This is a genomic window from Burkholderia sp. MSMB1588 (genome assembly GCF_001546925.1).
In the GTDB taxonomy this organism is placed as follows: Bacteria; Pseudomonadota; Gammaproteobacteria; order Burkholderiales; family Burkholderiaceae; genus Burkholderia; species Burkholderia humptydooensis.
In genome coordinates this window covers 2,426,305-2,451,670 of sequence record NZ_LNJS01000001.1, presented here as the reverse complement: position 1 = coordinate 2,451,670, position 25,366 = coordinate 2,426,305, and the positions used below count along the sequence as shown (strand labels likewise).

The 25,366-nt window shown below is 67.7% G+C and carries 18 protein-coding genes and 1 tRNA gene; 4 read left to right on the top strand and 15 right to left on the bottom strand.

Annotated features, from left to right (window positions below):
• Positions 1–15 precede the first annotated feature (15 nt).
• Entirely contained in the window at positions 16–1,551 is a 1,536-nt protein-coding gene (gene ntrC, locus WS92_RS22820) for a nitrogen regulation protein NR(I) (protein WP_059929300.1), read from the top strand.
• Positions 1,552–1,590: 39 nt separating this feature from the next.
• Here ntrC and xth read toward each other — a convergent pair whose 3' ends face one another.
• From xth to WS92_RS22765, 11 genes are all read right to left on the bottom strand, one after another.
• Positions 1,591–2,367, bottom strand: coding sequence for an exodeoxyribonuclease III (xth, locus tag WS92_RS22815; RefSeq protein ID WP_006025927.1), 777 nt, complete (start codon positions 2,365–2,367; stop codon positions 1,591–1,593).
• Between the two features lie 191 nt (positions 2,368–2,558).
• Complete coding sequence (locus WS92_RS22810) at positions 2,559–3,512, bottom strand: FkbM family methyltransferase (protein WP_059929298.1); 954 nt, start codon at positions 3,510–3,512, stop codon at positions 2,559–2,561.
• A 101-nt stretch (positions 3,513–3,613) separates the two neighbouring features.
• A complete protein-coding gene (locus WS92_RS35115) occupies positions 3,614–3,907 on the bottom strand; it encodes a hypothetical protein (RefSeq protein WP_141668081.1) in 294 nt (97 codons plus the stop codon).
• Positions 3,908–4,123: 216 nt separating this feature from the next.
• Positions 4,124–4,825 carry a response regulator gene (locus tag WS92_RS22800; protein WP_059929294.1) on the bottom strand — a complete coding sequence of 234 codons (702 nt, stop codon included), beginning with the start codon at positions 4,823–4,825 and terminating at the stop codon, positions 4,124–4,126.
• A gap of 23 nt (positions 4,826–4,848) precedes the next feature.
• Positions 4,849–6,783 (bottom strand): type IV pili methyl-accepting chemotaxis transducer N-terminal domain-containing protein, encoded by a 1,935-nt coding sequence (locus WS92_RS22795; protein ID WP_059929291.1) that lies wholly within the window; start codon positions 6,781–6,783, stop codon positions 4,849–4,851.
• A gap of 162 nt (positions 6,784–6,945) precedes the next feature.
• Positions 6,946–7,632: a respiratory nitrate reductase subunit gamma gene (narI, locus tag WS92_RS22790; RefSeq protein ID WP_059929287.1), complete on the bottom strand. Its 687-nt coding sequence runs from the start codon at positions 7,630–7,632 to the stop codon at positions 6,946–6,948.
• 36 nt (positions 7,633–7,668) lie between these two features.
• Positions 7,669–8,373 (bottom strand): nitrate reductase molybdenum cofactor assembly chaperone, encoded by a 705-nt coding sequence (gene narJ / locus WS92_RS22785; RefSeq protein WP_059929284.1) that lies wholly within the window; start codon positions 8,371–8,373, stop codon positions 7,669–7,671.
• Positions 8,370–9,923, bottom strand: coding sequence for a nitrate reductase subunit beta (narH, locus tag WS92_RS22780; RefSeq protein ID WP_059929282.1), 1,554 nt, complete (start codon positions 9,921–9,923; stop codon positions 8,370–8,372). Before narH ends, narJ begins: the two co-directional genes overlap by 4 nt.
• The gene (locus WS92_RS22775; RefSeq protein WP_059929317.1) at positions 9,920–13,645 is read right to left on the bottom strand and encodes a nitrate reductase subunit alpha; all 3,726 of its coding nucleotides are present in this window, start codon (positions 13,643–13,645) and stop codon (positions 9,920–9,922) included. Before WS92_RS22775 ends, narH begins: the two co-directional genes overlap by 4 nt.
• Positions 13,646–13,887: 242 nt before the next feature.
• Positions 13,888–15,273 carry a NarK family nitrate/nitrite MFS transporter gene (locus WS92_RS22770; protein ID WP_009912978.1) on the bottom strand — a complete coding sequence of 462 codons (1,386 nt, stop codon included), beginning with the start codon at positions 15,271–15,273 and terminating at the stop codon, positions 13,888–13,890.
• Positions 15,274–15,308: 35 nt separating this feature from the next.
• A complete protein-coding gene (locus tag WS92_RS22765) occupies positions 15,309–16,589 on the bottom strand; it encodes an MFS transporter (RefSeq protein ID WP_006025936.1) in 1,281 nt (426 codons plus the stop codon).
• 203 nt (positions 16,590–16,792) lie between these two features.
• Between WS92_RS22765 and WS92_RS22760 the strand changes: the two genes are divergently transcribed.
• Both WS92_RS22760 and dinB read left to right on the top strand, forming a co-directional pair.
• Positions 16,793–16,869: transfer RNA gene (locus tag WS92_RS22760), tRNA-Met, on the top strand.
• Positions 16,870–17,058: 189 nt separating this feature from the next.
• On the top strand, positions 17,059–18,216 hold the full coding sequence (gene dinB, locus WS92_RS22755) for a DNA polymerase IV (protein WP_006025937.1): 1,158 nt from the start codon (positions 17,059–17,061) through the stop codon (positions 18,214–18,216).
• 129 nt (positions 18,217–18,345) lie between these two features.
• Here the strand turns inward: dinB and WS92_RS22750 are convergent, their stop codons facing one another.
• From WS92_RS22750 to fixL, 4 genes are all read right to left on the bottom strand, one after another.
• Entirely contained in the window at positions 18,346–20,448 is a 2,103-nt protein-coding gene (locus tag WS92_RS22750; protein ID WP_059929279.1) for a M3 family metallopeptidase, read from the bottom strand.
• Between the two features lie 357 nt (positions 20,449–20,805).
• Complete coding sequence (gene folD, locus WS92_RS22745; protein ID WP_006025939.1) at positions 20,806–21,663, bottom strand: bifunctional methylenetetrahydrofolate dehydrogenase/methenyltetrahydrofolate cyclohydrolase FolD; 858 nt, start codon at positions 21,661–21,663, stop codon at positions 20,806–20,808.
• A gap of 306 nt (positions 21,664–21,969) precedes the next feature.
• Complete coding sequence (fixJ, locus tag WS92_RS22740) at positions 21,970–22,608, bottom strand: oxygen response regulator transcription factor FixJ (RefSeq protein ID WP_006025940.1); 639 nt, start codon at positions 22,606–22,608, stop codon at positions 21,970–21,972.
• A complete protein-coding gene (gene fixL / locus WS92_RS22735; protein WP_059929276.1) occupies positions 22,605–25,115 on the bottom strand; it encodes an oxygen sensor histidine kinase FixL in 2,511 nt (836 codons plus the stop codon). The genes fixJ and fixL overlap by 4 nt, the downstream gene beginning before the upstream one ends.
• On the opposite strand from fixL, the gene WS92_RS35935 reads away from it, so the two are divergent.
• Complete coding sequence (locus tag WS92_RS35935; RefSeq protein ID WP_075644977.1) at positions 25,035–25,220, top strand: hypothetical protein; 186 nt, start codon at positions 25,035–25,037, stop codon at positions 25,218–25,220. The two genes, fixL and WS92_RS35935, sit on opposite strands and share 81 nt — an antisense overlap.
• The last annotated feature ends 146 nt before the right edge of the window (positions 25,221–25,366 follow it).

Here is a 25,366-nt window from a genome sequence, read left to right as displayed (position 1 = left end):
TACCTCTGACCGACTATGAAGCCGATCTGGATAGTAGACGACGACCAATCGATCCGCTGGGTGCTCGAGAAAGCGCTCGCGCGCGAGAGCTTCGCGACGAGGAGCTTCGCGAACGTGCGCGAAGCGCTCGCCGCGCTCGACCAGGAAACGCCGCAGGTGCTCGTATCCGACATCCGGATGCCGGGCGGCTCGGGGCTCGAGCTGCTGCAGGCGATGCACGACAGGCTGCCGGGGCTGCCCGTCATCATCATGACGGCGTTCTCGGACCTGGACAGCGCGGTTGCGGCGTTTCAGGGCGGCGCGTTCGAATATCTCGCGAAGCCGTTTGACGTCGACAAGGCGGTCGAGCTGATCCGGCGCGCGGTCGAAGAGAGCCTGCGCGGCGGCGTGCCCGACGACGACAAGCTCGCCGAAGCGCCCGAGATGCTCGGCCAGGCGCCCGCGATGCAGGACATGTTCCGCGCGATCGGCCGGCTGTCGCATTCGGCCGCGACCGTGCTGATCACGGGCGAATCGGGCACCGGCAAGGAGCTCGTCGCGCGTGCGCTGCATCGGCACAGCCCGCGCGCGAACGGTCCGTTCATCGCGCTCAACACGGCGGCGATCCCGAAGGACCTGCTCGAATCCGAGCTGTTCGGCCACGAGCGCGGCGCGTTCACGGGCGCGCAGACGACGCGCCAGGGCCGCTTCGAGCAGGCCGAGAACGGCACGCTGTTCCTCGACGAAATCGGCGACATGCCGTTCGACTTGCAGACGCGCCTGTTGCGCGTGCTGTCGGACGGGCAGTTCTATCGCGTCGGCGGCCACAGTCCGCTGCGCTCGAACGTGCGCGTGATCGCGGCGACGCACCAGAATCTCGAGGCGCGCGTGCGGCAGGGGCTGTTCCGCGAGGATCTGTATCACCGGCTCAACGTGATCCGGCTGCGGCTGCCGCCGCTGCGCGAGCGCAGCGAGGACATTGCGCTGCTCACGCGCCACTTCCTGCAGAAGAGCGCGCGCGACCTCGGCGTCGAGCCGAAGCGCGTGTCGGACGAGGCGCTCGCGTATCTGACGTCGCTGCCGTTTCCGGGCAACGTCCGGCAGCTCGAGAATCTCGCGAACTGGCTGACGGTGATGGCGCCCGCGCAGACGGTCGAGATCAAGGATCTGCCGCCCGATCTCGTCGCGACGCAGACCGCGTCCGGCAGCGTGACGCCCGTCGAGGCCACCGTGGAGGCGGACGCGCCGATGGCCGGCATGGGCGTCGGCGTGGCGGAATCGCACGTGGCGAGCGTGGTCGCGGCCGCGCCCGCGATGGCGGGCGTGCCGGCGGCGATAGGCGCGACGGCGGGGCATCCGCTGTGGGAGCACGGCTTGCGCACCGAAGTCGCGCGCTTGTTGCGCGAGAACTCGGCGGACGTGATGGATGCGCTCGCGCGCCGCTTCGAGGCCGCGGTGATCCGCGAGGCGCTCGATTTCACGCGCGGCCGCAAGGTCGAGGCGGCCGAGCGGCTCGGCATCGGCCGCAACACGATCACACGCAAGATTCAGGAGCTGCACCTCGAATCGTGATCGGCGCGGCGCGATGTGCGCCGTGCATGCGGCGCCGGCTCAGCCGATCTGCGCGACGACGGGCGTGTGGTCGGACGGCTGCTCCCACGTGCGCGGCACGCGATCGACCGTGCAGCTCGTGCAGGTCTCCGCGAGCGCGGGCGACAGCAGGATGTGATCGATCCGCAGCCCCGCGTTGCGGCGGAACGCGAGCATCCGGTAGTCCCACCACGTGAAGGTTTTCTCGGGTTGGTCGAAGCGGCGGAATGCGTCGACGAAGCCGAGCGCGACGAGTTGCGCGAAGTGCGCGCGCTCCTGCGGCGACACGAGATTCTGGCCTTCCCATTTCGCGGGATCGTGCACGTCGCGATCTTCGGGCGCGATGTTGTAGTCGCCGAGGAGCGCGAGCTTCGGGTAGCGCTGCAGCTCGCGCTTCAGCCACGCCTGCAGCGCGTCGAGCCATTGCATCTTGTAGACGAACTTCTCCGAGTCGAGCGCCTGGCCGTTCGGGAAGTATGCGGACACGATCCGCACGCCGTCGATCGTCGCGGCGATCAGGCGCTGCTGCGAGTCTTCGAAGCCGGGAATGTTGCGCACGACGTCCGCCTCGTCGAACGGCAGGCGCGCGCGCGCGAGGATCGCAACGCCGTTGTAGGTCTTCTGGCCCGCGAACCAGCTTCGGTAGCCGGCTGCTTCGAGCGCTTCGCGCGGGAATTTCTCGTCGGGGATCTTGAGCTCCTGAAGGCACAGCACGTCGACGTCGCTTTGCGCGAGCCAGTCGAGCACGTGCTGCTTGCGCACGTTCAGGGAGTTGACGTTCCAGGTGGCAATCTTCATGGCGGATCAACGGGATGCGTGAGGCCGACATCTTACCGCGAGCCGCCACAGTCGACGGGAAAGCCGGGGGCAATGCCGAGCCGGCGAGCGACCGGCGCCGCGCCACGCCGACGGGTCGGCCGACGCGGGCGCACGATCCAGGCGCTGTCGGGGCGGGCCAACGCGCCACCAAAGCCCGACGGCGCGCGCAATCAGAAGCGCGAATTGACCCAGTATTGGCCGCCGTCGACCGTCGTCATGCCGACCACCGACGACAGTTGCGGCTGATGCGCGAACGTGACGGGGCGTTCGCGCATGAGACGCCAGCCGTGCTTGTGCAGGCATTCGATCAGCGCGCCTTCGATCTTCCGGCTGTGCGTGCCGACGAACATGCGCTTGACCTTCTGGCTGAGCAGCGCCGCGCCGTGGACGAGCACTTCCTCTTCCGAGCCCTGGATGTCGCAGTGCAGGAAATCGACGGCGTCGAGGCCGTCGAAGATTTCGTCGAGCGTGCGGATCGGCACTTCCTCGTGCGGGACCGCGCGGCCGACATAGTCGACGTCGGGCGCGCTGTCGGCCGCCTGTCCGCCGTTCTCGAACGCGCTGTTCACGACGGGGAAGAACATCGTGCCTTTCTTGATGCCGACCGCGCCGTGGATCGCGACGCTTTCGACCGTCGGGCCCGCGCCGTTCGACTGGCCGGTGAGATCGTTCGCCGCGTAGTTCTCGGAGATGAGCGCGTGGAAGTAGCGGCTCGCCTCGACGGCGCGCACCGACACGTTCTTGCCGAGGCGCTTCGCGATCACGCCCGCGAGCGCGGCCCAAGGCGCGTAGCTTGCCCCCAGCTCGACCATCGCGAAATGCGGGCTGGCGCTGTGCTCGATGCTGTCGAGCAGCGCGACGTATTCGATCGCCTCCGCGCGAACGCCGTCGTTCGGAATCGGCGGCGCCGTGAGCGTGTGTCCGTTGAGGGCGTTGGCCCACGGCACGAAGTCCGTGCGCGTCTTCACGCCGAAATAGTCGGTCACGTAGCCTGCGGAGCCTTCGGCCGGCTTGTGATGACGCGCGAACAGATCGAGATCGGCAGGCGTCCAGCCGCCGAAGAAATCGCCGCCCAGTGTCTGTCGGGCCGATAGGAGGTGCTGAAGCTGTTCAGATGCTGTCATGAGACTGCCTACCTTCCTGGATGGGGTAAAAGTCACGCCGCACCGCGTGCGGCGGCCCGGGACAACGCGTGCCGCATTGTCGGGTTGCGCACGTCGACGAGTCAGGCCCGGCGATTGTTTCGTCGTATGCGCCGCCCCGCTGCGTTGTCCGGCAATCCTAGCGTCACGCAGAATACCGCAAAATTTTGTCGTGGCAACACTCTTGCACGCCGATCGTCGATGGGCCGCGTGTTCACCGTGTGCTCGATGCGGGCTTCGCGAGTTCGATTGACGTCGGCATGCTGGAATACGACAGCCCGAACCCTTTCAGCCGCTTGCGGGATGTAATCGGCGCGTTCGATCGTTGCTCGGCGTGCGTCGCCGATCTCGAGAAGGCTGTTGAAAGGCTCGCTCACGCGTTTGCGTTCAGGGGAGGTCGTGGCGCGGTGCACGGGCCGGCGGCGTTCAGGCTGACGTCGGCCCGCGTTGCCGGCGAGGGCGAGATCGACGGCGCATTCGATCGCTCGATCGGTGACGCGGCGATGAGGCGAAGAACGATGTCACCGCGATTCACGCGGCCCGCGCCGGCATCCGCACGCGCGTCGCCGAGCGCGCGCGGCAGGCGTTCCCGTTCACGCCTCGGCCGGATGCGGCGCGGTGAGCCCTCGCTCGACCGCATACACGGCGATCTGCACGCGGCTCGTCAGGTTCAGCTTCTTCAGGATGTTCTGCACGTGGATCTTCACCGTGCTCTCGGCGACGTCGAACTCGCGCGCGATCTCCTTGTTGCTCGTGCCGCGCGCGAGCGCGCGCACGATGTCGTGCTCGCGCGGCGTCAACTGGTCGGGATCGACCGACGCATGCGCGGCAGGCGCCGCCGCCAGGGCCGGCGCGGGACGCACGGCGGGCGCCGGCGCGCGCAGGCTCGCGATCCACTTCGCGGTCATGCTCTCGGCGATCACCGGCTCGCCCGCGGCCGCCTTGCGGATGCCCGCGACGAGCGTCTCCGCGTCGATGTTCTTCACGAGGAAGCCGCACGCGCCGTCGCGCAGCGCGGTCGTCAGCTCTTGCGCATCTTCCGACACCGTGAGGATCACGACGTGCGCGGACGGCACGTCCTGCACCAGCAGTTGCAGCGTTTCGAGCCCCGACAGCCCCGGCATGTTCAGGTCGAGCAGGATCACGTCGGGCTGATGCTGCTTCGCGCGCTTCACGCCCTCGACGCCGTCGGGCGCCTCGTCGACGACGTCGAAGTCCGGCTGGCGCTGCAACAGCAGCTTGACGCCGCTGCGAAAGAGCGTGTGGTCGTCGATCAACAGTACGCGTATGGTCATGATTGTTGTCCTCGTTCTTGTTCCTATGCCGCCTGTCGCGCGTCGGCCGGCAACACCAGCTCGACGCGCGCGCCGCGTTGCGGCGCGCCCGTCAGCGTGAGCGTCGCGCGCAGGCGGGCGGCGCGCTCGCGCATGATCGCGAGCCCGACGTGCGTGTCCGCGCGCGCGGCGAGCGCGGCCGGATCGTAGCCGCAACCGTCGTCGGAGACGGACAGCCGGAACGCGGCGCCGTTCTCGACGTCGACCGCGACGTGCCCCGCGTGCGCGTGCTTGCGCACGTTCGACAACGCTTCCTGCAGGATGAACAGCACCTGCAACTGCTCGTCGGGCGGCAGCGGCGCGCCGCCCGTCTCGCGATAATTCAGCGCGCACGCGATGCGCGTCTGCTTCTCGAAGCGCGCGATCGTTTCCTCGATCGCCGCCTTCAGCTCCCCTTGCGTCAAGCGCGTGCGGAAGTTGAGCAGCAGCTCGCGCACGTCCGCGTAGCTCTGCTCGACGCCGTGCCTGAGCATCGGCACGATGTCGCGCGCGTCGGCGAGGTTGTCGTGTGCGATCGCGTCGCCGAGCATCTGCGTCTGCAGGTTCACGAAATTGAGGCTTTGCGCGATGCTGTCGTGCAGCCCCTGCGCGACGAGATTGCGCTCTTCGGCGACGGCGAGCTGCCGCGCGCTCGCGGACAGCCGCACGTGGTCGAGCGCGATTCCGAGATGGCGGCCGAGCGTCTCCAGCACGCGCCGCTCGGCGTCGGGCAGCCGCGACGCGTCGCGATAGTGCAGCGAGAACGAGCCGAGCACGGCGTCCTGCGTCATCACCTTGAATACCGCGACGGCCGCGAAGCCCTCGCGCGAGCACGGCGTCGGCGAGCGCGCGGCGCTGCCGCGCAGATCGTGCAGCACGGCCGTTTCCGCGCGCGTCACGGTGCCGCAGAAGCAATCGTCGACGGGCATGCAGCGCTCAAGCTCGGTGAGCTCGGTCGACAGGCCTTCCGCGATCACGAGATGCAGCTTTTCGCCGGTCGGATCGGTGACGCGGATGCTGCCCGCATCCGCGTCGAACTGCGCGATCGTGCGCGACAGAAAGCCCGAGCACATCTCGTCGACGGCCTGAGGGCGGTTCAGGAACGCGGTGATTTCGTAGAGCGCGCTCAGCTCGCGGTTCTGCGCGGCGAGCTGCGCGGTTTTTTGCTGCACGCGTTCCTCGAGCCCCGCGTAGACCTCCTGCAGTTCGCTCGCCATCCGGTTGAAGCCGTGCGCGAGATCGCCGAACTCGTCGCGCGTCTGCACGGGCAGCCGCACCGCGAATTCACGCGCGGCCATGCGCTTCAAGCCATCGCGCAACTGCATCACGGGCAGGATGATCCACAGAAACAGCAGGTAGATGACGGCGACCGTGCCCGAGCACGCGAGCAGGCCGAGCGCGATCTGCGACAGGCGCAGCCATGTCGTCTTGCGCGCGTTGTCCGATTCGATCTCGCGCACGAGCAGATCGGCTTCGTCGACGAAGCCCGGCAGCGCGACGAGATAGGCGGCGGCCGCGTCAGGGCGCGGCGCGCCCGTCAGCGCGGCGTCGGCGAGCGGCCGCAGCGCGGCGTTCCAGCGATCGGCGACGATGTCGAGCTGATGCTGGACGACGGCGGCATTCGGCAGAAAGAGGGGGCGCGACGGATCGCCGCGGCGCAGCCGCGCGAGCGTGCCGTCGATCGCGCCGACCTCGGCCGCGAGCTGGCGGCGCGGCTCGATGCCCGCGCCCGAGAGTTCGACGTAGGTGCGCGTCGCGCGCATCCGCAGGCTGCCGGCGTCGTTGATCGCCGCGCCCGCGCCCTCGAGCTGCCACGACAGCCACAGCGTGCCGCCCACCATCGCGAGGACGAGCGCCCACGCGATCGCCGACAGCGCGACGATCCGCGTCGACAGGCGGTGCCGCCACGGGGCGGGGGAGTCGGGGAGAGCGGAATCCATGGCACGTCATGATTCTTTTGAACATGACAATTGTCCTGCCGAATGTTGCGTCCCTGCTGCGACATTCGCGCACGTGGGGCATCGCGGCGCACCCGCCCGGTGCGCCGATGCCGCCGTCATGCCGCCGTCATGTGTTTGGCTCCGACCCTGCCCGAACCGCCTCTATCGGCGCGCGCGCACGAGCTGCCACGCGCGGCCGACGTACGTGATCGACGCGAAGCCGCTCCACACGTGCACGAGCCGCGTGAACGGGAAGATCGCGAAGAGCGAGAGCCCCATGAACAGGTGCGCCTTGAAGAGCCACGGCGCATCGGCGACATGGCTCGCCGCGTCGCCGCGGAACGTGACGATGTGCTGCGCCCACGTCATCAGTTGCACCATCAGATGGCCGTCGGTGTGGCTCGCCGACTCGAAGATCGTCGACAGCCCGAGCACCAGCGTGACGAGGAGCCACGCGAGCAGCACCTTGTCGCCGCGCCGCGTGACGGCCGCGATCCGCGCGTTCGTGAGCCGCCGGTGCAGCAGGATCGCGAGGCCCGCGAGCGCGAGCGAGCCCATCACGCCGCCCGCCGTCATCGCGACGAGCTGCTTGAAGTGGTGGGTGACGCCGAGCGCGTCCCAGACGGCCACGGGCGTGAGCAGCCCGACGAGATGCCCGAAGAAGAGCCCGAGCACGCCGACGTGAAAGAGGATGTTGCCCGTGCGCAGCGCGCCGCGATGCAGGAGCTGCGAGCTGTCGGACTTCCACGTGTACTGCTCGCGCTCGAAGCGCGCGAGGCTGCCGAACAGGAAGATGGCGGCGGCGATGTACGGATAGATGCCGTAGACAAACGTATTCAGATAATCCATGACGTGACCTCGAAACGGGTTCGCGACGCCCCCGCGTCACGCGCGGGGTGCGGGCGTCGCCGCGCGGCGCGGCGGATGAAAGCGGATCGGCTGCGCGAGCGACGCGTCGGCCGCCGGCGACAGCAGCGGCTCGACGCCGTCGGGGCCGGGGCCGAAGCGCTCGAGCGCCTCGTCCATCGTGCGCGGCGGCGGCTCGGCCACGGGCCGCGGCTCGACGGGCGAGCGCGCGCGCAGCGCCGCGAACGCGGCCGCGTACGGACTCTGCGCGCGCGCGAGGCGCTCGCCGAGCGCGGCGAGCACGTCGATCGCGTCGCCGAGCAGATGCGCCGCGTGCGCCTCGTCGCCGTCGCTCGCGATCGCGCCGAGGAACTCGACGAAGAGCGGCACGTAGTCGGGCAGCTCGCTGCCGACAGGCTCGAAGCCGTGGCGCCGGTATTCGTCGAGCAGATCGACCATCGCCTGGCCGCGGTCGCGGCTCTCGCCGTGCACGTGCTCGAACAGATGCAGCGAATGCGACGGCGTGCGGTCGAACGTCGCGACGTAGCGCTCCTGCAGCTCGATCAACGGCGTCGCGCGCAGCGATGCGAGAAGCGGCGCGAGCATCGCGCGCGCGTCGGGAAACGCGTCGAGCGCGCGCTCGACATCGGGCAGCGCATCGAGCAGCGGCTGCTCCGGGTAGGTCAGCAGGGCGGACAGAATCGGATAGATCGACATGACGTTTTCCTCGTGCGATACGCTCATGCGGCGCTCGCTTTCTTGCGCGTGACGGTCGGCAACGCGGCGTACGACACGGCCGTTTCCTTCTTGCGGCCGAACAGCGTGCCGTCCGACGTGCCGCCCGAGCAGCCGTTGCCGAACGAGAAGCCGCAACTGCCTTTCTCGTCGAAGCTGTCCTCGGCCATTTCCTTGTGCGACGACGGAATCACGAAGCGGTCCTCGTAGTTCGCGATCGCCATCAACTGATACATGTCCTCGACCTGCGCGGCGGTGAGCCCGACCTGCTCGAGCACCTGCGCGTCGTGCTCGCCGTGCACGGTCTGCGCGCGCTTGTACGCGCGCATCGCGAGCATCCGGTCGAGCGCGGCGGCGACCGGCGCTTCGTCGCCCGCCGTCAGCAGGTTCGCGAGATAGCGCAGCGGAATCCGCAGGCTGCGCACGTCCGGAATCACGCCGTTCATCCCCATGTGGCCCGACTGCGCGGCGCCCTGGATCGGCGAGAGGGGCGGCACGTACCAGACCATCGGCAGCGTCCGGTATTCCGGATGCAGCGGGAACGCCACCTTCCATTCGCACGCCATCCGGTAGACGGGCGAGCGTTTCGCCGCGTCGAGCCAGCTTTGCGGGACGCCGTCGGCCAGCGCCTGGCGCTCGATCGCCGGATCGTGCGGATCGACGAACACCGAAAGCTGCTCTTCATAGAGCTTCTGCGGATCGGCCACGGACGCGGCCTGCTCGATGCAGTCCGCGTCATACAGCATCACGCCGAGATAGCGGATGCGCCCGACGCAGGTTTCCGAGCACACGGTCGGCTGGCCGGCCTCGATGCGCGGGAAGCAGAACACGCACTTCTCGGCCTTGCCGGTCTGCCAGTTGAAGTAGATCTTCTTGTACGGGCAGCCGGAGATGCACATGCGCCAGCCGCGGCACTTGTCCTGGTCGACGAGCACGATGCCGTCGTCCTCGCGCTTGTAGACCGAGCCGGACGGACACGATGCGACGCACGCCGGGTTCAGGCAGTGCTCGCAAAGGCGCGGCAGGTACATCATGAAAGTGTTCTCGAACGTCGAGTACATCTCCTTTTGCACCGCCTCGAACAGCTTGTCGCGGCCGCGCGACTTGAACTCGCCGCCGAGGTCGTCTTCCCAGTTCGGCCCCCATTCGATCTTGTCCATCTTCTGGCCGGTGATCGCGGAGACTGGGCGCGCGGTCGGCGGCGTCTGCGACAGCGGCGCGTTCTGCAGATGCGCGTAGTCGTACGTGAACGGCTCGTAGTAGTCGTCGATCGCGGGCAGGTTCGGGTTCGCGAAGAGGTTCGCGAGGATCTTCAGCTTGCCGCCCTGGCGGGGCTCGAGCTTGCCCGAGTCGTTGCGCTTCCAGCCGCCTTGCCACTTGTCCTGGTTTTCCCACTCGCGCGGGTAGCCGACGCCCGGCTTCGTCTCGACGTTGTTGAACCACGCGTACTCGACGCCGTCGCGCGAGGTCCACACGTTCTTGCAGGTGACGGAGCAGGTGTGGCAACCGATGCACTTGTCGAGATTGAGCACCATCGCCACTTGTGCGCGGATCTTCATTGTTCTGCTCCTTCGTTAAGCGGCTCTTCGAGCCAGTCCACCCGGTTCATCTTGCGCACGATCACGTATTCGTCGCGATTGCTGCCGACGGTGCCGTAGTAGTTGAAGCCATACGCCTGCTGCGCGTAGCCGCCGATCATGTGCGTCGGCTTCGTCACGGTGCGCGTGACCGAGTTGTGAATCCCGCCGCGCTTGCCGCTCGTTTCCGCGCCCGGCACGTTCACGATCTTTTCCTGCGCGTGGTACATCAGGCACATGCCGGCCGGCACGCGCTGCGACACGACCGCGCGCGCGGTCAGCGTGCCGTTCACGTTGAACACCTCGACCCAGTCGTTGTCGCGGATGCCCGCCTGCTGCGCCTCGGCCTCCGAGAGCCACACGTGCGGGCCGCCGCGCGAGAGCGTGAGCATCCGCAGGTTGTCCGAGTAGGTCGAATGGATGCCCCATTTCTGGTGCGGCGTGATCCAGTTCAGCACGAGCTCCGGCTGGCCGTTCGGCATCCGCTTGTGCAGCGGCGCGACGGTCTTCGTGTCGATCGCCGGGCGATACGCGCACGAACCTTCGCCGAAGTCGAGCATCCAGCGGTGGTCCTGATAGAACTGCTGGCGGCCCGTCAGCGTGCGCCAGGGAATCAGCTCGTGGACGTTCGTGTAGCCGGCGTTGTAGCTCACTTCCTCCGATTCGAGCCCCGACCACGTCGGCGCGGAGATGATCTTGCGCGGCTGCGCCTGCACATCGCGGAAGCGGATCTTGTCGTGCTCGCGGCCGAGCGCGAGATGCGTGTGATCGCGGCCCGTGATCTTCGAGAGCGCGTCCCATGCCTTCACGGCGACGTGGCCGTTCGTCTCCGGCGCGAACGTGAGGATCATCTCGGCCGCGTCGATTGCGGTGTCCAGGCGCGGCCGGCCGCGGCTCACGCCGGGCTCGGCGACCGTGTCGGAGAGCGCGCCGATCTCCTTCACCTCGTGCTCGGCGTTCCAGTTGATTCCCTTGCCGCCGTTGCCGAGCTTGTCGAGCAGCGGGCCGATCGACGTGAACTTCTTGTGGATGTCGCCGTAGTTGCGCTCGACGACGGTCATCGACGGCGCGGTCTTGCCGGGAATCAGATCGCATTCGCCGCGGCGCCAGTCCTTCGGCTCGAACGGCTGGCCGAGCTCGCCCGGCGTGTCGTGCAGCAACGGCGTGCAGACGAGGTCGCGCCGCGTGCCGAGGTAGGGGCCCGCGATCTCGCTGAACTTTTTCGCGATCGCCTTGTAGATCTCCCAGTCGGTCTTGCTCTCCCACAGCGGCTGCACGGCTTCGGACAGCGGGTGGATGAACGGATGCATGTCCGACGTGTTGAGATCGTCCTTCTCGTACCAGGTCGCGGTCGGCAGCACGATGTCGCCGTACAGGCACGTCGTGCTCATCCGGAAGTCGAGCACGGTGAGCAGGTCGAGCTTGCCTTCGGCCGCGTCGCGCACCTGCACCTCGGATGGCTTGAGCGCGTCCGCCTCGTCGCTGAAGAGCGCGTTCTGCGTGCCGAGCAGGTACTTGAGGAAATACTCGTGGCCCTTGCCCGAGCTGCCGAGAATGTTCGAGCGCCACACGAACATGTTGCGCGGGAAGTTCGCGGGGTTGTCCGGATCGTCGCATGCGAACGCGAGCTTGCCGCTCTTGAGCATCTCGACCGCATAGGCGATCGGCTCCTTGCCCGCGCGCTCCGCTTCGTCGACGACGTCGAGCGGATTACGGCCGAGCTGCGGCGCGGACGGCAGCCAGCCCATCCGCTCGGACTTCGCGTTCAGGTCGAGCAGCGTCATGCCTTCGTACTTCGAAGGATCGGCGGTCGGCCCGAGGATTTCGCCCACCGCGAGCTTCTCGTGACGCCACTGGCTCGTGTGGTTGTAGAAGAACGACGTGCCGTTCATCTGGCGCGGCGGGCGCGACCAGTCGAGCGCGAACGCGAGGGGCGCCCAGCCGAATTGCGGACGCAGCTTCTCCTGGCCGACGTAGTGCGCCCAGCCGCCGCCGCTCTGGCCGATGCAGCCGCACATCATCAGCAGGTTGATGATGCCGCGGTAGATCATGTCGTTGTGATACCAGTGGTTGAGCGCCGCGCCGACGATCACCATGCTCTTGCCGCGCGTGCGGTCCGCGTTGTCGGCGAACTCGCGCGCGACCTGGATCACGAGATGACGCGCGACGCCCGTGTGCTTTTCCTGCCATGCGGGCGTGTAGGGCACGTCGTCGTCGTAGCCGGCCGCGACGTTCGGGCCGCCGAGGCCTTGATCGACGCCGTAGTTCGCCATCTGCAAGTCGTAGACGGTCGCGACGAGCGCGCTCGTGCCGTCGGCGAGCACGACGCGCTTCGCGGGCACGCGGCGCGCGAGCAGCGATTCGCGCTCGCCGCCGAAATACGGAAAGCCGACGTCGACGATTTCGTCGTGCGCATCGACGAGCGAGAGCCTGGGATCGATCGCGCGGCCGCTGCCGCCGTCCTTCATTTCGAGATTCCAGCGGCCGACCTTCTCGCCGCCGTGGTGCGCGGCCTCGCCCCAGCGAAAGCCGATCGAGCCGTTCGGCGCGACGATGTCGCCCGTCGCGGCGTCGATCGCGAGCGTCTTCCATTCCGGATGGTTCGCTTCGTTCAGCGAAGCGGCGAGATGCGACGCGCGCAGGAAGTGATCGGGCACGCGCACGCCGTCGCGCTCGCGCAGCAGCACGAGCATCGGCATGTCGGTGTACTGCTTCACGTAGTCGCGGAAATACGCGGACTTGCTCGACGCGTGGAATTCCTTCAGCACGACGTGGCCCATCGCCATCGCGAGCGCGGCGTCGGTGCCTTGCTTCGGCGCGAGCCAGATGTCGCCGAACTTGACCATCTCGCCGTAGTCGGACGAGATCGCGACCGTCTTCGTGCCCTTGTAGCGCACCTCGGTGTAGAAGTGCGCGTCCGGCGTGCGCGTCTGCGGCACGTTCGAGCCCCAGACGAGCAGGTAGCTCGCGTTGTACCAGTCGGCCGATTCGGGCACGTCGGTCTGCTCGCCCCACACCTGCGGGCTCGCGGGCGGCAGGTCGCAGTACCAGTCGTAGAACGACAGGCATGCGCCGCCGATGAGGCTCAGATAGCGCGCGCCCGCCGCGTACGACACCATCGACATCGCCGGAATCGGCGAGAAGCCGACGACGCGGTCCGGCCCGTAGCGCTTGATCGTGTACGCGTTCGCGGCGGCGATGATCTCGGTCGCGGTGTTCCAGTCCGCGCGCACGAAGCCGCCCAGGCCGCGCACGCTCTTGTAGCGGCGCGCCTTCTCCGGGTTCTGGCTGATCGATTCCCACGCGGCGATCGGGTCCATCGTCTTGCGCGCCTCGCGCCACATCTCCATCAGGCGGCCGCGGATCATCGGATACTTGACGCGCTGCGCGGAGTAGACGTACCAGCTATACGACGCGCCGCGCGGGCAGCCGCGCGGCTCGTGGTTCGGCAGGTCGGCGCGCGTGCGCGGGTAGTCGGTCTGCTGGGTTTCCCACGTGATGAGGCCGTTCTTCACGTAGACCTTCCACGAACAGGAGCCGGTGCAGTTCACGCCGTGCGTCGAGCGGACGATCTTGTCGTGCTGCCAGCGGCTGCGGTAGCCGTTTTCCCAGCGCCGGTCCTCGTCGACGACGGCGCCGTGGCCGTCGGAGAACGTGGATTTCACGCGCGACATGAACTTCAGCCGATCCAGAAAGTGACTCATCGTGTGTTTCTCCAAGGGCATCCGCGGTCGCCCTCGGGTGCTGCGAATGCTTGTGTCAGGGGACAGTCTGAGATTACGGCGCGCGCGCTCGCGCGCCCATTCGCCGATGGAGCGGGAAACGGGCGGGAGAAGAACTAGTTCGAAAGAACTAGAGGGCGCGGCGCGCCCTGTGGAAATGCGAACCGGATGCGGCGGCGTGTCGCGCCGCGCCGCATCCGGCGGGAGGCGTCAGCGCGCCGTCCTCAGCACGGCATCGACGCGTTGCGGCGCGCGTAGAACCACCAGGTGATCGCGACGCACGACACGTAGAACGCGATGAAGCACGCGAGCGCCGGCACGGCCGAGCCCGTCATGTCGAGCGACGTGCCGAAGCTCTTCGGAATGAAGAAGCCGCCGTACGCGCCGATCGCGCCCGAAAAGCCGAGCACCGCGGCCGATTCCTTGCCGGCGTCGAGCGCCGCCTGCTTTTGCGCGGCTTCGCCCTGGCCCTGCGCCGCGCGCTGCCGCTCGGTCAGGAAGATGACCGGAATCATCCGGAACGTCGAGCCGTTGCCGATGCCCGTCAGCGCGAACAGCACGATGAACATCGCGAGGAAGCCCGCGAAGCTGCCCGCGTCGCCGCCCGACGGCAGCGTCGCGATCACGCCCGCGACCGCCGCGATCATCGCGGCGAAGGTCCAGAACGTCACGCGTGCGCCGCCGATCCGGTCGGACACCCAGCCGCCGACGGGCCGCATCAGCGCGCCCGCGAGCGGGCCGATGAACGCGTACGCGGTCGGGTTCACGTTCGGGAAGAGCGCCTTCGTGAGGAGCGCGAAGCCCGCGGAGAAGCCGATGAACGAACCGAAGGTGCCGACGTACAGCCAGCACATCAGCCAGTTGTGCAGCCGGCGGAAGATCACCGCCTGCTCGGCGAACGACGCCTTCGCGTCGGCGATGTCGTTCATGCCGAACCACGCGGCGAGCGTCGCGACGACGATGAACGGCACCCACACGAAGCCCGCGTTCTGCAGCCACAGGTTCGTCGTCGCGCCGTGCGCGGCGACGGTCTGCGGATCGCCCGCGAGCGCGCCGAACAGGCCCGCCGAGATCACGAGCGGCGTGACGAACTGCACGACCGACACGCCGAGGTTGCCGATGCCCGCGTTCAGGCCGGTCGCGAGCCCTTTCTTCGCCTTCGGGAAGAAGAAGCTGATGTTCGCCATCGACGAGCTGAAGTTCGCGCCGCCGAACCCGCAGAGAAGCGCGAGGATGAGGAGCGTCGGATAGCCCGTGCCCGGATCACGCAGCGCGAAGCCCATCCCGAGCGCGGGGATCAGGAGCGTCGCGGTGGAGATCGCGGTGAAGCGGCGGCCACCGAAGATCGGCACGAGGAACGAATAGAAGATGCGCAGCGTCGCGCCGGAGAGCGCGGGCAGCGCGGTGAGCCAGAACAACTGGTTCTTGCTGAAGTGAAAGCCCGCGCGATCGAGATTGACGACGACGACGCTCCAGAGCGACCAGACGACGAACGCGAGCATCAGCGCGGGAATCGAGATTGCGAGATTGCGCCATGCGACGGGGCGCCCCTTGGCTTGCCAGAAGGCCGGGTTTTCGGGGTCCCAGCGCACGAGTAGAGAAGTGGACATGATCGAATCCGTTGAGTGAACGAAGATGACGAAGCTCACGCGCAGCGGGCGGCGAGCACGCGCTGGTCCTGCGCCGCGCGCTCGGCGCGGAAGCTGAAGTACATCCAGACGAGGCTCACGCTGACGGCGCCGTAGAGCAGCATGAAGCAGGTCGAGCGCACGCCCGTCAGGTCGACGAGCGCGCCGAACAGGATCGGCAGCGCGAAGCCGGCGAGGCCGCCCGCGAGGCCGACGATGCCCGACACCGCGCCGATGTCGTCAGGGAACTCGTCGGCGATGAACTTGAAGACCGACGCCTTGCCGACCGCCATCGCGATGCCGACCGTGAACAGCAGCGCGGTGAACGCGACGGGCGTGAGCGACAGATGGAAGCCGAGCGGGCCGTGCGCGGCGCGGATCGTGAAATCGGTCGGCGGATAGCTGAGCAGGAAGAACATCACCCAGCAGATCCACATCACCCACCACGTCGTGCGATACGCGCCGTAGCGGTCGGAGAGCCACCCGCCGATCGCGCGCAGCACGCCGCCCGGCAGCGAGAAGCACGCGGCGAGGAACGCGGCCGACTGGATGCCGAAGCCGTATTCGCCGACGTAGTACTGCGTGAGCCACAGCGACAGCCCGACGTAGCCGCCGAACACGACCGAGTAGTACTGCGAGTAGCGCCACACGCGCGGGTCCTTCAGCACGCGCAGTTGCGCGCGCAGCGACGTCGCGTTCGTCGAGCGGTGCGCGGGATCGGTTGCGGAGAACAGCCAGAAGAGGAGCGCCATCGCGAGCATCGCGATCGCGTAGACGCGCGGCACGATGGTCCACGTGCCCGCCGCGGCGATCAGCGCGGGCGCGACGAACTTGTTGACGGCGGCGCCCGAGTTGCCGGCGCCGAACACGCCCATCGCGAGCCCCTGGCGCGCTTTCGGAAACCAGCGCGCGACGTAGGGCGTGCCGACCGAGAACGAGCCGCCCGCGAGCCCGACGAACAGGCCGAGCACGAGGAATTGCCAGAGCTCGGTGGCGTACGCGATCAGCCAGATCGGCGCGACGGTGACGAGCATCAGGATGAAGAACACGATGCGCCCGCCGTAGCGATCGGTCCAGATGCCGAGCGGCACGCGGATCAGCGAGCCGGTGAGCACGGGCATCGCGGCGATGAGGCCGAATTCGGTGTCGTTCAGGCCGAGCGTTTTCTTGAGCGGAATGCCGAGGATCGCGAACATCATCCAGACGGCGAAGCACAGTGTGAACGCGATCGTGCTCGACGCGAGCACGGGCATCGCGCGCTTGTCGAGCGATGCGGGAGGAGCGGAGGTTGAAGCCATGACGATTCTCTCGAGACGAGGAGGAGCGTCTCAAGAGTAGGGACGGGCGATGCCCTTGCCTATTCGCCGGAGGAACGGGCGCGGTTGCGTCGCTGGGTCGACCGGACTAGTTCGATCGGCGGGGGCGCGGCTGCGTGTGTGACGAAAATGCGAAATAAGATTTGACGCATCCGCTTAAAACCCATATACTTTTATTTCTTTGACGCGGGGTGGAGCAGTCTGGCAGCTCGTCGGGCTCATAACCCGAAGGTCGTAGGTTCAAATCCTACCCCCGCAACCAAATTCGGCGATGTCCACGCGCAAATGACCGATGCGCGAATCGCCCAGGCGGAAACCCGGCTCTCGAGCCGGGTTTTTGTCTTTCTGCGTTCTGCATTTCGTTTCCCGCTTCTTTCCGATTTCAATGGGCAGCGTGCCGTCGCACCGAGCAGTTGAAACGTGAACTGTGTTTTTGTACAGTATCGGCACCTTGGACAAGCCGACGCCTTCCTTCGATCCGTCTCCGCCGCCTTCGGGTGACGCGGCGCCCCTCGCGCGCAAGATCATCCATTGCGACTGCGACTGCTTCTACGCATCGGTCGAGATGCGCGACGATCCGTCGCTGCGCGGCCGTCCGCTCGCGGTCGGCGGCCGCCCCGACCAGCGCGGCGTGATCGCGACCTGCAACTACGACGCGCGCCGTTACGGCGTGCATTCGGCGATGTCGTCGGCGCTCGCGATGCGCAAGTGTCCGGATCTGCTGATCCTGCCGCCCGCGATGGACAAGTACCGCGCGGCGTCGCGGCTCATCATGGCGATCTATCGCGATTACACGCCCGACGTCGAGCCGCTGTCGCTCGACGAGGCGTATCTCGACGTGAGCCGCGCGACGCGTTGCCAGGGCAGCGGCACGCTGATCGCGCGCGAGATTCGCGAGCGCGTGCGCGACACGGTCGGCGTCACGGTGTCGGCGGGCGTCGCGCCGAACAAGTTCATCGCGAAGATCGCGTCCGACTGGAACAAGCCAGACGGCCTGTTCGTCGTGCGGCCGCACGAAGTCGACGCGTTCGTCGCCGCGCTGCCCGTGCGCAAGCTGCACGGCGTCGGCCAGGTGACGGCGGTGCGCCTCGACAAGCTCGGCATTCGCACCTGCGCGCAATTGCGCGGCTGGTCGCTGTTCGATCTGCATCGCGAATTCGGCGCGTTCGGCCGACGGCTTTACGAACTCGCGCGCGGCATCGACGAGCGGCCGGTGCGCGCGGACCAGGAGCGCAAGTCGGTGAGCGTCGAGACGACCTACGTGCAGGACCTCGCGACGCTCGACGAATGCGCGGCCGAGATCCGTCGATTGACCGGGCTGCTCGATGCGCGGATCGAGCGGGCGGGGGCCGCGCGCTCGATCAGGAAGCTGTACGTGAAGATCCGCTTCGCGGATTTTCAGCGCACGACAGTCGAATGCGTCGCCGACGCGACCGACGCCGAGACCGCGGTCGCGCTGCTCGCGAAAGGGCTCGCGCGCCGCAAGCAGGCGGTGCGGCTGTTGGGCGTCGGCGTGCGGATCGACGAGGACACGGCCGAGCGGCACGGACAGATCGCGCTCTTCGACGACGACGTGAGCGACGGCGACGACGCGTCGCCCGGCGCGTGAGCGAACGCGCGGCGCGGCTCGCTGCTTCGACGGGGCGATAAAAAAACGGCAACCCGTCGGTACGGGCTGCCGTTCGTCGTTATTGCGGATCGGCCGCGCGCCCGACCCGGGCGCGCGATGCCGAACGCGTCACGCGCGCGGCTGCGCGGCGTCGGCCATCCCGCTGTGGCGCAGCAGCGCGTCGATGTTCGGCTCGCGGCCGCGGAACGCCTTGAACGAGTCCATCGCCGGGCGGCTGCCGCCGACTTCGAGAATCTCGCGCCGATAGCGCGCGCCCGTCGTCGCATCGAGCACGCTGCCCGCCGAGCCGGCCGCTTCCTCGAACGCCGCATAGGCATCGGCGGACAGCACTTCGGCCCACTTGTAGCTGTAGTAGCCGGCCGCATAGCCGCCCGCGAAGATGTGGCTGAACGTGTTCGGCCAGCGCGAGAACGGCGCTTGCGGAATCACGTGGAAGCGCTCGTTGATCTTGCGCGCGAAGTCGTTGACGCTCGTCTTGCTGGACGCCGGATCGAAGTCGACGTGCAGCAGCATGTCGAACATCGAGAACACGATCTGGCGCAGCGTGCCGAGGCCGCTCTGGAAATTCTTCGCGGCGAGCATCTTGTCGAAGAGCCCGCGCGGCAGCGCGTCGCCCGTGTCGACGTGCGACGACATCGACTTCAGCACGTCCCACTCCCAACAGAAGTTCTCCATGAACTGCGACGGCAGCTCGACCGCGTCCCATTCGACGCCGTTGATGCCGGACACGCCGATCTCGTCGACGCGCGTGAGCATGTGATGCAGCCCGTGGCCGAACTCGTGGAACAGCGTGATCACCTCGTCGTGCGTGAAGCACGCGGGCTTGCCGCCGATCGGCGCGGAGAAGTTGCAGGTCAGGTACGCGACGGGCGTCTGCACGCGGCCGTCGCCGCGCTTCGCGCGCGAGCGCGCGTCGTCCATCCACGCGCCGCCGCGCTTGCCTTCGCGTGCGTACAGGTCGAGATAGAACTGCGCGACGAGCGAGCCGTCGCGGTTCTCGACGCGGAAGAAGCGCACGTCCTCGTGCCAGACGGGCGCGTCGTCGCGCGCGATCCGCACGCCGAACAGCGTCTCGGCGACCGTGAAGAGGCCCTTCAGCACCGCGGGCTCGGGGAAGTACTGCTTCACCTCGTTCTCGGAGAACGCGTAGCGCCGCTCGCGCAGCTTCTCGGCCGCGTACGCGACATCCCACGGCTCGAGCGCAGCGAGGCCGAGCTCGCCCGACGCGAACGCGCGCAGCTCGTCCCAGTCCTTCTCCGCGAACGGGCGCGCGCGCTTCGCGAGATCCTCGAGGAACGCGATCACCTGCTGCGGCGATTCCGCCATCTTCGGCGCGAGCGACACTTCGGCGAAGTCGTGATAGCCGAGCATCGTCGCCTCTTCGCGGCGCAGCGAGAGTTGATCCGCGACGATCGTCGTGTTGTCCCAGTCGGCCTTGCCGTCGCCGTACTGCGGGCCGAGCTCGGATGCGCGCGTCACGTAGGCGCGGTACATCGCCTCGCGCATCGCGCGGTTCTGCGCGTATTGCAGCACCGGGAAATACGACGGGAAGTGCAGCGTGAACTTCCAGCCGGCCTTGTCTTCCTTTTGCGCGGCCTCGCGCGCGGCCGCGATCGCATCGTCGGGCAGGCCGGCCAGCTCGTCCTCGCTCTGCGCGTAGTACGCGTAGCCGTTCGTCGCGTCGAGCACGTGATCGGAGAATGATTTCGACAGCGCCGCCTGTTGCTCCTGCAACTCGGCGAAGCGCGGCTTGCGCTCCTCGGGCAGCTCGGCGCCCGACAGGCGGAAGTCGCGCAGCGCGTTGTCGAGGATTTTCTTGCGCTCGGCGGACAGCGTCGCGTATTCGGCGCTCGCGGCGATCGCCTTGTACTTCTCGTAGAGCGCGAGATTCTGGCCGACGCTCGACCAGAACTCGGTCACGCGCGGCAGGTTCTCGCCGTAGACGGCGCGCAGCTCGGGCGTGTCGGCGACCGCGTTCAGGTGGCCGACGACGCCCCATGCGCGGCCGAGCGGCTCGGTCGCATGCTCGATGGTCTCGACGACGGCGGCCCAGGTCGCGGGCGTCTCGGGCCGCGCGGCTTGCTCGACGGCGTCGTTTGCGTTCGCGAGCAGCGTGTCGAGCGCGGGCGTCACGTGCTCGGGGTGAATTTCGCCGAAGCGGGGCAGGCCTGAGAAATCGAGAAGCGGGTTGGCGTTTGCGCTGACGGACATAGTGCTCCCTGGCGGTTTCGGTTTCGGGTTGGGGGAAGACGGCGGCGCACGGCGCCGGCCGTCGCGTCATGTCGACATTATTGGGGCGCATCGCGCGCTTTCCAATCGTTAGTTTCCAACGAAGCGATTGGGGCGGGAACGCGGGGCGGCGATGGCGGCCCGCTGCGCGCATACGCAGGCGTGTGCATGCGGCGGGCGATATGGGAGGGCGGGGAGGGCGTTTCCGGACCGTGAGCATCCGGTTTTCCGCACGACGCTGCGAGGAGGCGCGCGGCCGCATGGCGGCCGACGCGGGCGGCCATCGCCTCCCGGAGCCAGCCGGCTCGCCCGCCGCCGCAAGCGTTGGCGAACCCGCCGTCAGGCCGCGGCCGCGGCGCGCTCGGCGGCTTCGATCGTGTTGATGAGCAGCATCGTGATCGTCATCGGGCCGACACCGCCGGGCACGGGCGTGATGTGGCCCGCGACCTGCGAGACGCCCGCGAAGTCGACGTCGCCGCACAGCTTGCCTTCGTCGTTGCGGTTCATCCCGACGTCGATCACGGTCGCGCCCGGCTTCACCATGTCGGCCGTCAGCACGTTGCGCTTGCCGACCGCCGCGACGACGATGTCGGCTTGGCGCGTGTGCGCGGCGAGCTCGCGCGTCTTGCTGTGGCAGATCGTGACGGTCGCGCCCGCTTCGAGGAGCAGCAGCGCCATCGGCTTGCCGACGATGTTCGAGCGGCCGATCACGACCGCGTTCGCGCCCTGCAGCGGGATCTTGTATGCGTCGAACATCTTCATCACGCCGTACGGCGTGCACGGGCGAAAGAGCGGCTTGCCCGTCAGCAACGCGCCGGCGTTCGCGACGTGAAAGCCGTCGACGTCCTTCTCCGGCGCGATCGCCTCGATCACCTTGTGGCTGTCGATGTGCGCGGGCAGCGGCAACTGCACGAGGATGCCGTGGATTTTCGGATCGCGGTTCAGTTCGTCGATGCGCGCGAGCAGCTCGGGCTCGGAGAGCGTCGCCGGATAGCGGTCCTTCAGCGAGAAGAAGCCGTTGTCCTCGCACGCCTTGATCTTGTTGCGCACGTAGACTTCGCTCGCCGGGTTGTCGCCGACGAGGATCACCGCGAGGCCCGGGCGGTGGCCGCGCGCGGCTAGCGCGGCGGCGCGCTCGGCTGCTTGCGCGCGCAGGGTCTTCGAAAGGGCGTTGCCGTCGATCAGGGTGGCTGTCATGGTGGGAATTCGCTTGGGCGAGGTTGGATATGCGGGCGTGCGGCGCCGGGTTGCGCTGCAGCGAAGCATCGAATTATACCGCCCGCCTGTCGTCAGCCGACACCGACCAGGTCGATTCGCGCCATGCGCCGCGTGAGGAGCGGGAGAAAAACGGGGACGGCATGTGCCGGAGAGCGGGGATGCGCGCGGGCATGCAGGCGGACGACGGGACGGCGGGAGCCGGAAACATCGCGCGCGCCGTCGCGCCGCAAAAAGAGCCGCTCGCCCGGCGCGCACCGGGCGGGAGAGGGGGCGTGGCGCCGCGCGTTACGCCTGTTTCTTCGACAGCGCGAGCCGCAGCAGATCGGCGACCGTGTTGACGTTGAGCTTTTCCATGATGTTCGCGCGGTGCGCCTCGACCGTCTTGATGCTGATTCCGAGGTCGTCGGCGATCTGCTTGTTCAGGCGGCCGGCGATGATCCGCTCGAGCACCTGCTGCTCGCGAGCCGTCAGCTTCGACAGGCGCTCGCTCGCCGCGCGCTGCTCCTGGACGCTCTTGCTCTCGCTGCGCGCCTTGTCGAGCATCCGCTCGACGAGCTTGCGCAGCTCGGCTTCGTCGAACGGCTTCTCGATGAAGTCCATCGCGCCTTTCTTCATCGTCGACACGGCCATCGGCACGTCGCCGTGGCCCGTCACGAAGATGATGGGGAGCGCCGCGTTCTCGGCGATCAGGCGCTCCTGCAGCTCGAGGCCGCTCATCCCGGACATCCGCACGTCGAGGATCAGGCACGCGATCTGTCCCGCCTGCTGCGCGGGCTGGTAGGCGTCGAGGAACTGCTCGGCGCTCGAGAAGCATTGCACGCGATAGCCGTTTGCCTCCAGCAGCCAGCGCAGCGAGTCGCGCACGGCCTCGTCGTCGTCGACGACAAAGACGGTTTCCTGAGAGGTGGTGACAGGGCTATTCATATCTCTCCCGTTACGGTTTGTGATGGCGATGTCTCGGATCCGCGACCGCGATCCTCCGGTTCCCCAACGGGCAGGCTGCAGTGGAACGTCGCGCCCGACACGAAGCCGTCAGGCTCGACGTTGTTGACCACCCACAGACGCCCGCGATGCGATTCGATGATCGAGCGGCAGATATTGAGCCCCATGCCCATCCCGTCCGACTTGGTGCTGTAGAACGGTTCGAACAGGCGTTCGGCCGTCGCCTCGTCGACGCCCGGACCCTGGTCGATCACGCGGATGTCGACGAAACCTGCTTCGAGGTCGGCGACGACGCGGATCACGCCGTTCTCCGCCTGCGGCCGCGCCTCCTGCATCGCCTCGGCCGCGTTCTTCATCAGGTTCACGAGCACCTGCTCGATCAACACGGGGTCGACATAAATAATAGGCATTCTTGCGCGGATTTCGGTGACGATCCGAATCCGGCGCTTTCTCGCCTCGATTTCGGCGAGCCCGACCGCGTCGGCGACGATGTCGGCGACGCGCGACGGCTGCCGCTTCGGCTCGCTGCGTTTCACGAACTCGCGGATCCGCTTGACGATCATCCCGGCCCGCAGCGCCTGCTGCGCGGTCTTCTCGAGCGCGGGCGCGAGCGTCTCGGGCGACGCGCGGCCGCTCTTCACGAGCGCGAGCGTGCCGGAGCAATAGTTGTTGATCGCGGCGAGCGGCTGGTTCAGCTCGTGCGCGATCGACGACGCCATCTCGCCCATCGTCATCAGCCGGCTCGTGAACTGCAGCTTCTCCTCCTGCTGGTGCGCGAGTTCCTGCGCCTTCTTGCGCGTCGTGATGTCGGTCGCGATCTGCATCTGCGCGAGGTGGCCGTCGACCCACTGGATGTACTGGCGGCGCACCTCGAACCACTTCTGAATGCTCTCGACGTACACCTCCTGCGCGTCCGCCGTGCTCTCGGTGAGCGCGGCGGCGGGCAGGCCGGCGTATGCGTCGACCAGGTCGATCGAGTCGGACGACGCCTGCGCGGTGTCGAAACCGCCGCCCGACAGCTCGAGATGGCCGTCCGGACGGATGCCGAACAGATGCCGGTAATAGCGGTTCGCGAACAGGAGCTCGGCCTCGTCCGCGGCGAGCACCGACACCGCGGCGTCGAGGCTTTCGAGCACGGTCGTGAAGCGCTCGTGCGCGGCCGCGAGCTCTTCGCGCGCGCGCTTCGGCTCGGTGATGTCGGTCATCGACGACATCCAGCCCGTCTGCCGGCCGGCGCTGTCGATGAGCGGCGATACGTACAGGCGCGCGTGGAAGAGCGAGCCGTCCTTGCGGCGCACGCGCAGCTCGAAGCCGGAAGAAGGCGCCTTGCCGCGCAGCGTCATGTCGAGCTGGCGCTGCATTTCCGGGTATGCATCGCGCGGCCAGTACGGGAACGGCGCGGTCTTGCCGACGAGGTCGCTCTCGTCCCAGCCCGTCATCCGGCAGAACGCCGGGTTCACGTGCGTGATCCGGCCGTGCATGTCGAGCACGCGCATGCCGATCAGCACCGAATTTTCCATCGCGCGGCGGAAGAACGCCTCCGCGTACAGCGCCTGCTGCGCCTCGAAGCGCTGCCGCGTGTGCTTCCACAGGCTCCAGAGGCTCCACAGCACGAAGCACGACAGGCCCGCGACGAGCCACACGAGCGTGTTGTTGGTCAGGTTCGTCGTTTGCGGGTACGCATAGACGCGCACCGTGAGGCCCTGACCGGGCGGGTCGAGCGGCAGGTCGTAGTGCGCGTCGCGCGGCAGCCGCGGGCGCGACGACGTCGACGCGAGCTCGCGGTTGTTCGCGTCGGTGATCGAGATCTTGTATTTCGCGGACAGCTCGGGCGGGATGTCGTGCTTCAGGACCCCTTCGACCGAGAACACCGCGGCGATCGAGCCGAGGTACTCGCGGTCGCGGATCACGGGCGTTTGCAGCGTCAGGTAGCCGTTGCCGAAGTCGTCGTAGACGAGCGGCGAGTACGACTGCCGGCGCGTGCCGCGCGCCTCGGCGTACGCGCCGCGCACGACTTCGTCCATCTGCGCGTCGCCCGGCTTCGCGAGCCGCTGGCCGAGGACCGGCAATTGCATCGTCGGCCAGCGTTTCGTGCCGGGCGACGTGTACCAGTTCAGATAGAGGATCTCGGGATGCGCCTGCATCACGTCGCCGACCGTCGCCTGGAACGCGTGCTCGTCGACGCGGCCCGCGGCGATGTCGCGCGAGAACGCCTGGAGCTGCTCCTGCGCGCTCGTCATCGACAGCCGGATCTGCTGCTGCGCCCACGCGACGTTGCGAAACAGCGTGTCTTCCTGCTGCTGCTCCTCGCGGCGGTTGAGGCTCCACAGAATGAGGCTCATCACGACGAGAAAGACCAGGATCGACAGCAGGGGGGTGAGCAGGTAAGAGTTGGACCACCACGGTCCGTGGTGCCAGCGGGACGGCTGCGACTCCGCCGGCGAGCCCGACGGTCGCGCCGAGCGAGCGAAAAGCCGATCGGTCAACATGGCAGGATTGTAGCTCAGCGCGCCATGCACAAAAGGCGTACAAGAAAGATTGAACCGAAAGCGGAATTATCGATACATGTTGCGCGGCAAATGCCGGCCGGATGAGTGCGGCGCAGCAATATTTCACATTACAAGAAATGATCTCATAATTCGAAAATTTTGTTGCGCGTTGCGTGCGACGCTCTTTACAATCCGCGGGAGCTTGTTGCAGCCGGCGGCACGCGTCGTCGCGCGAAGGCCATCTTCAATTC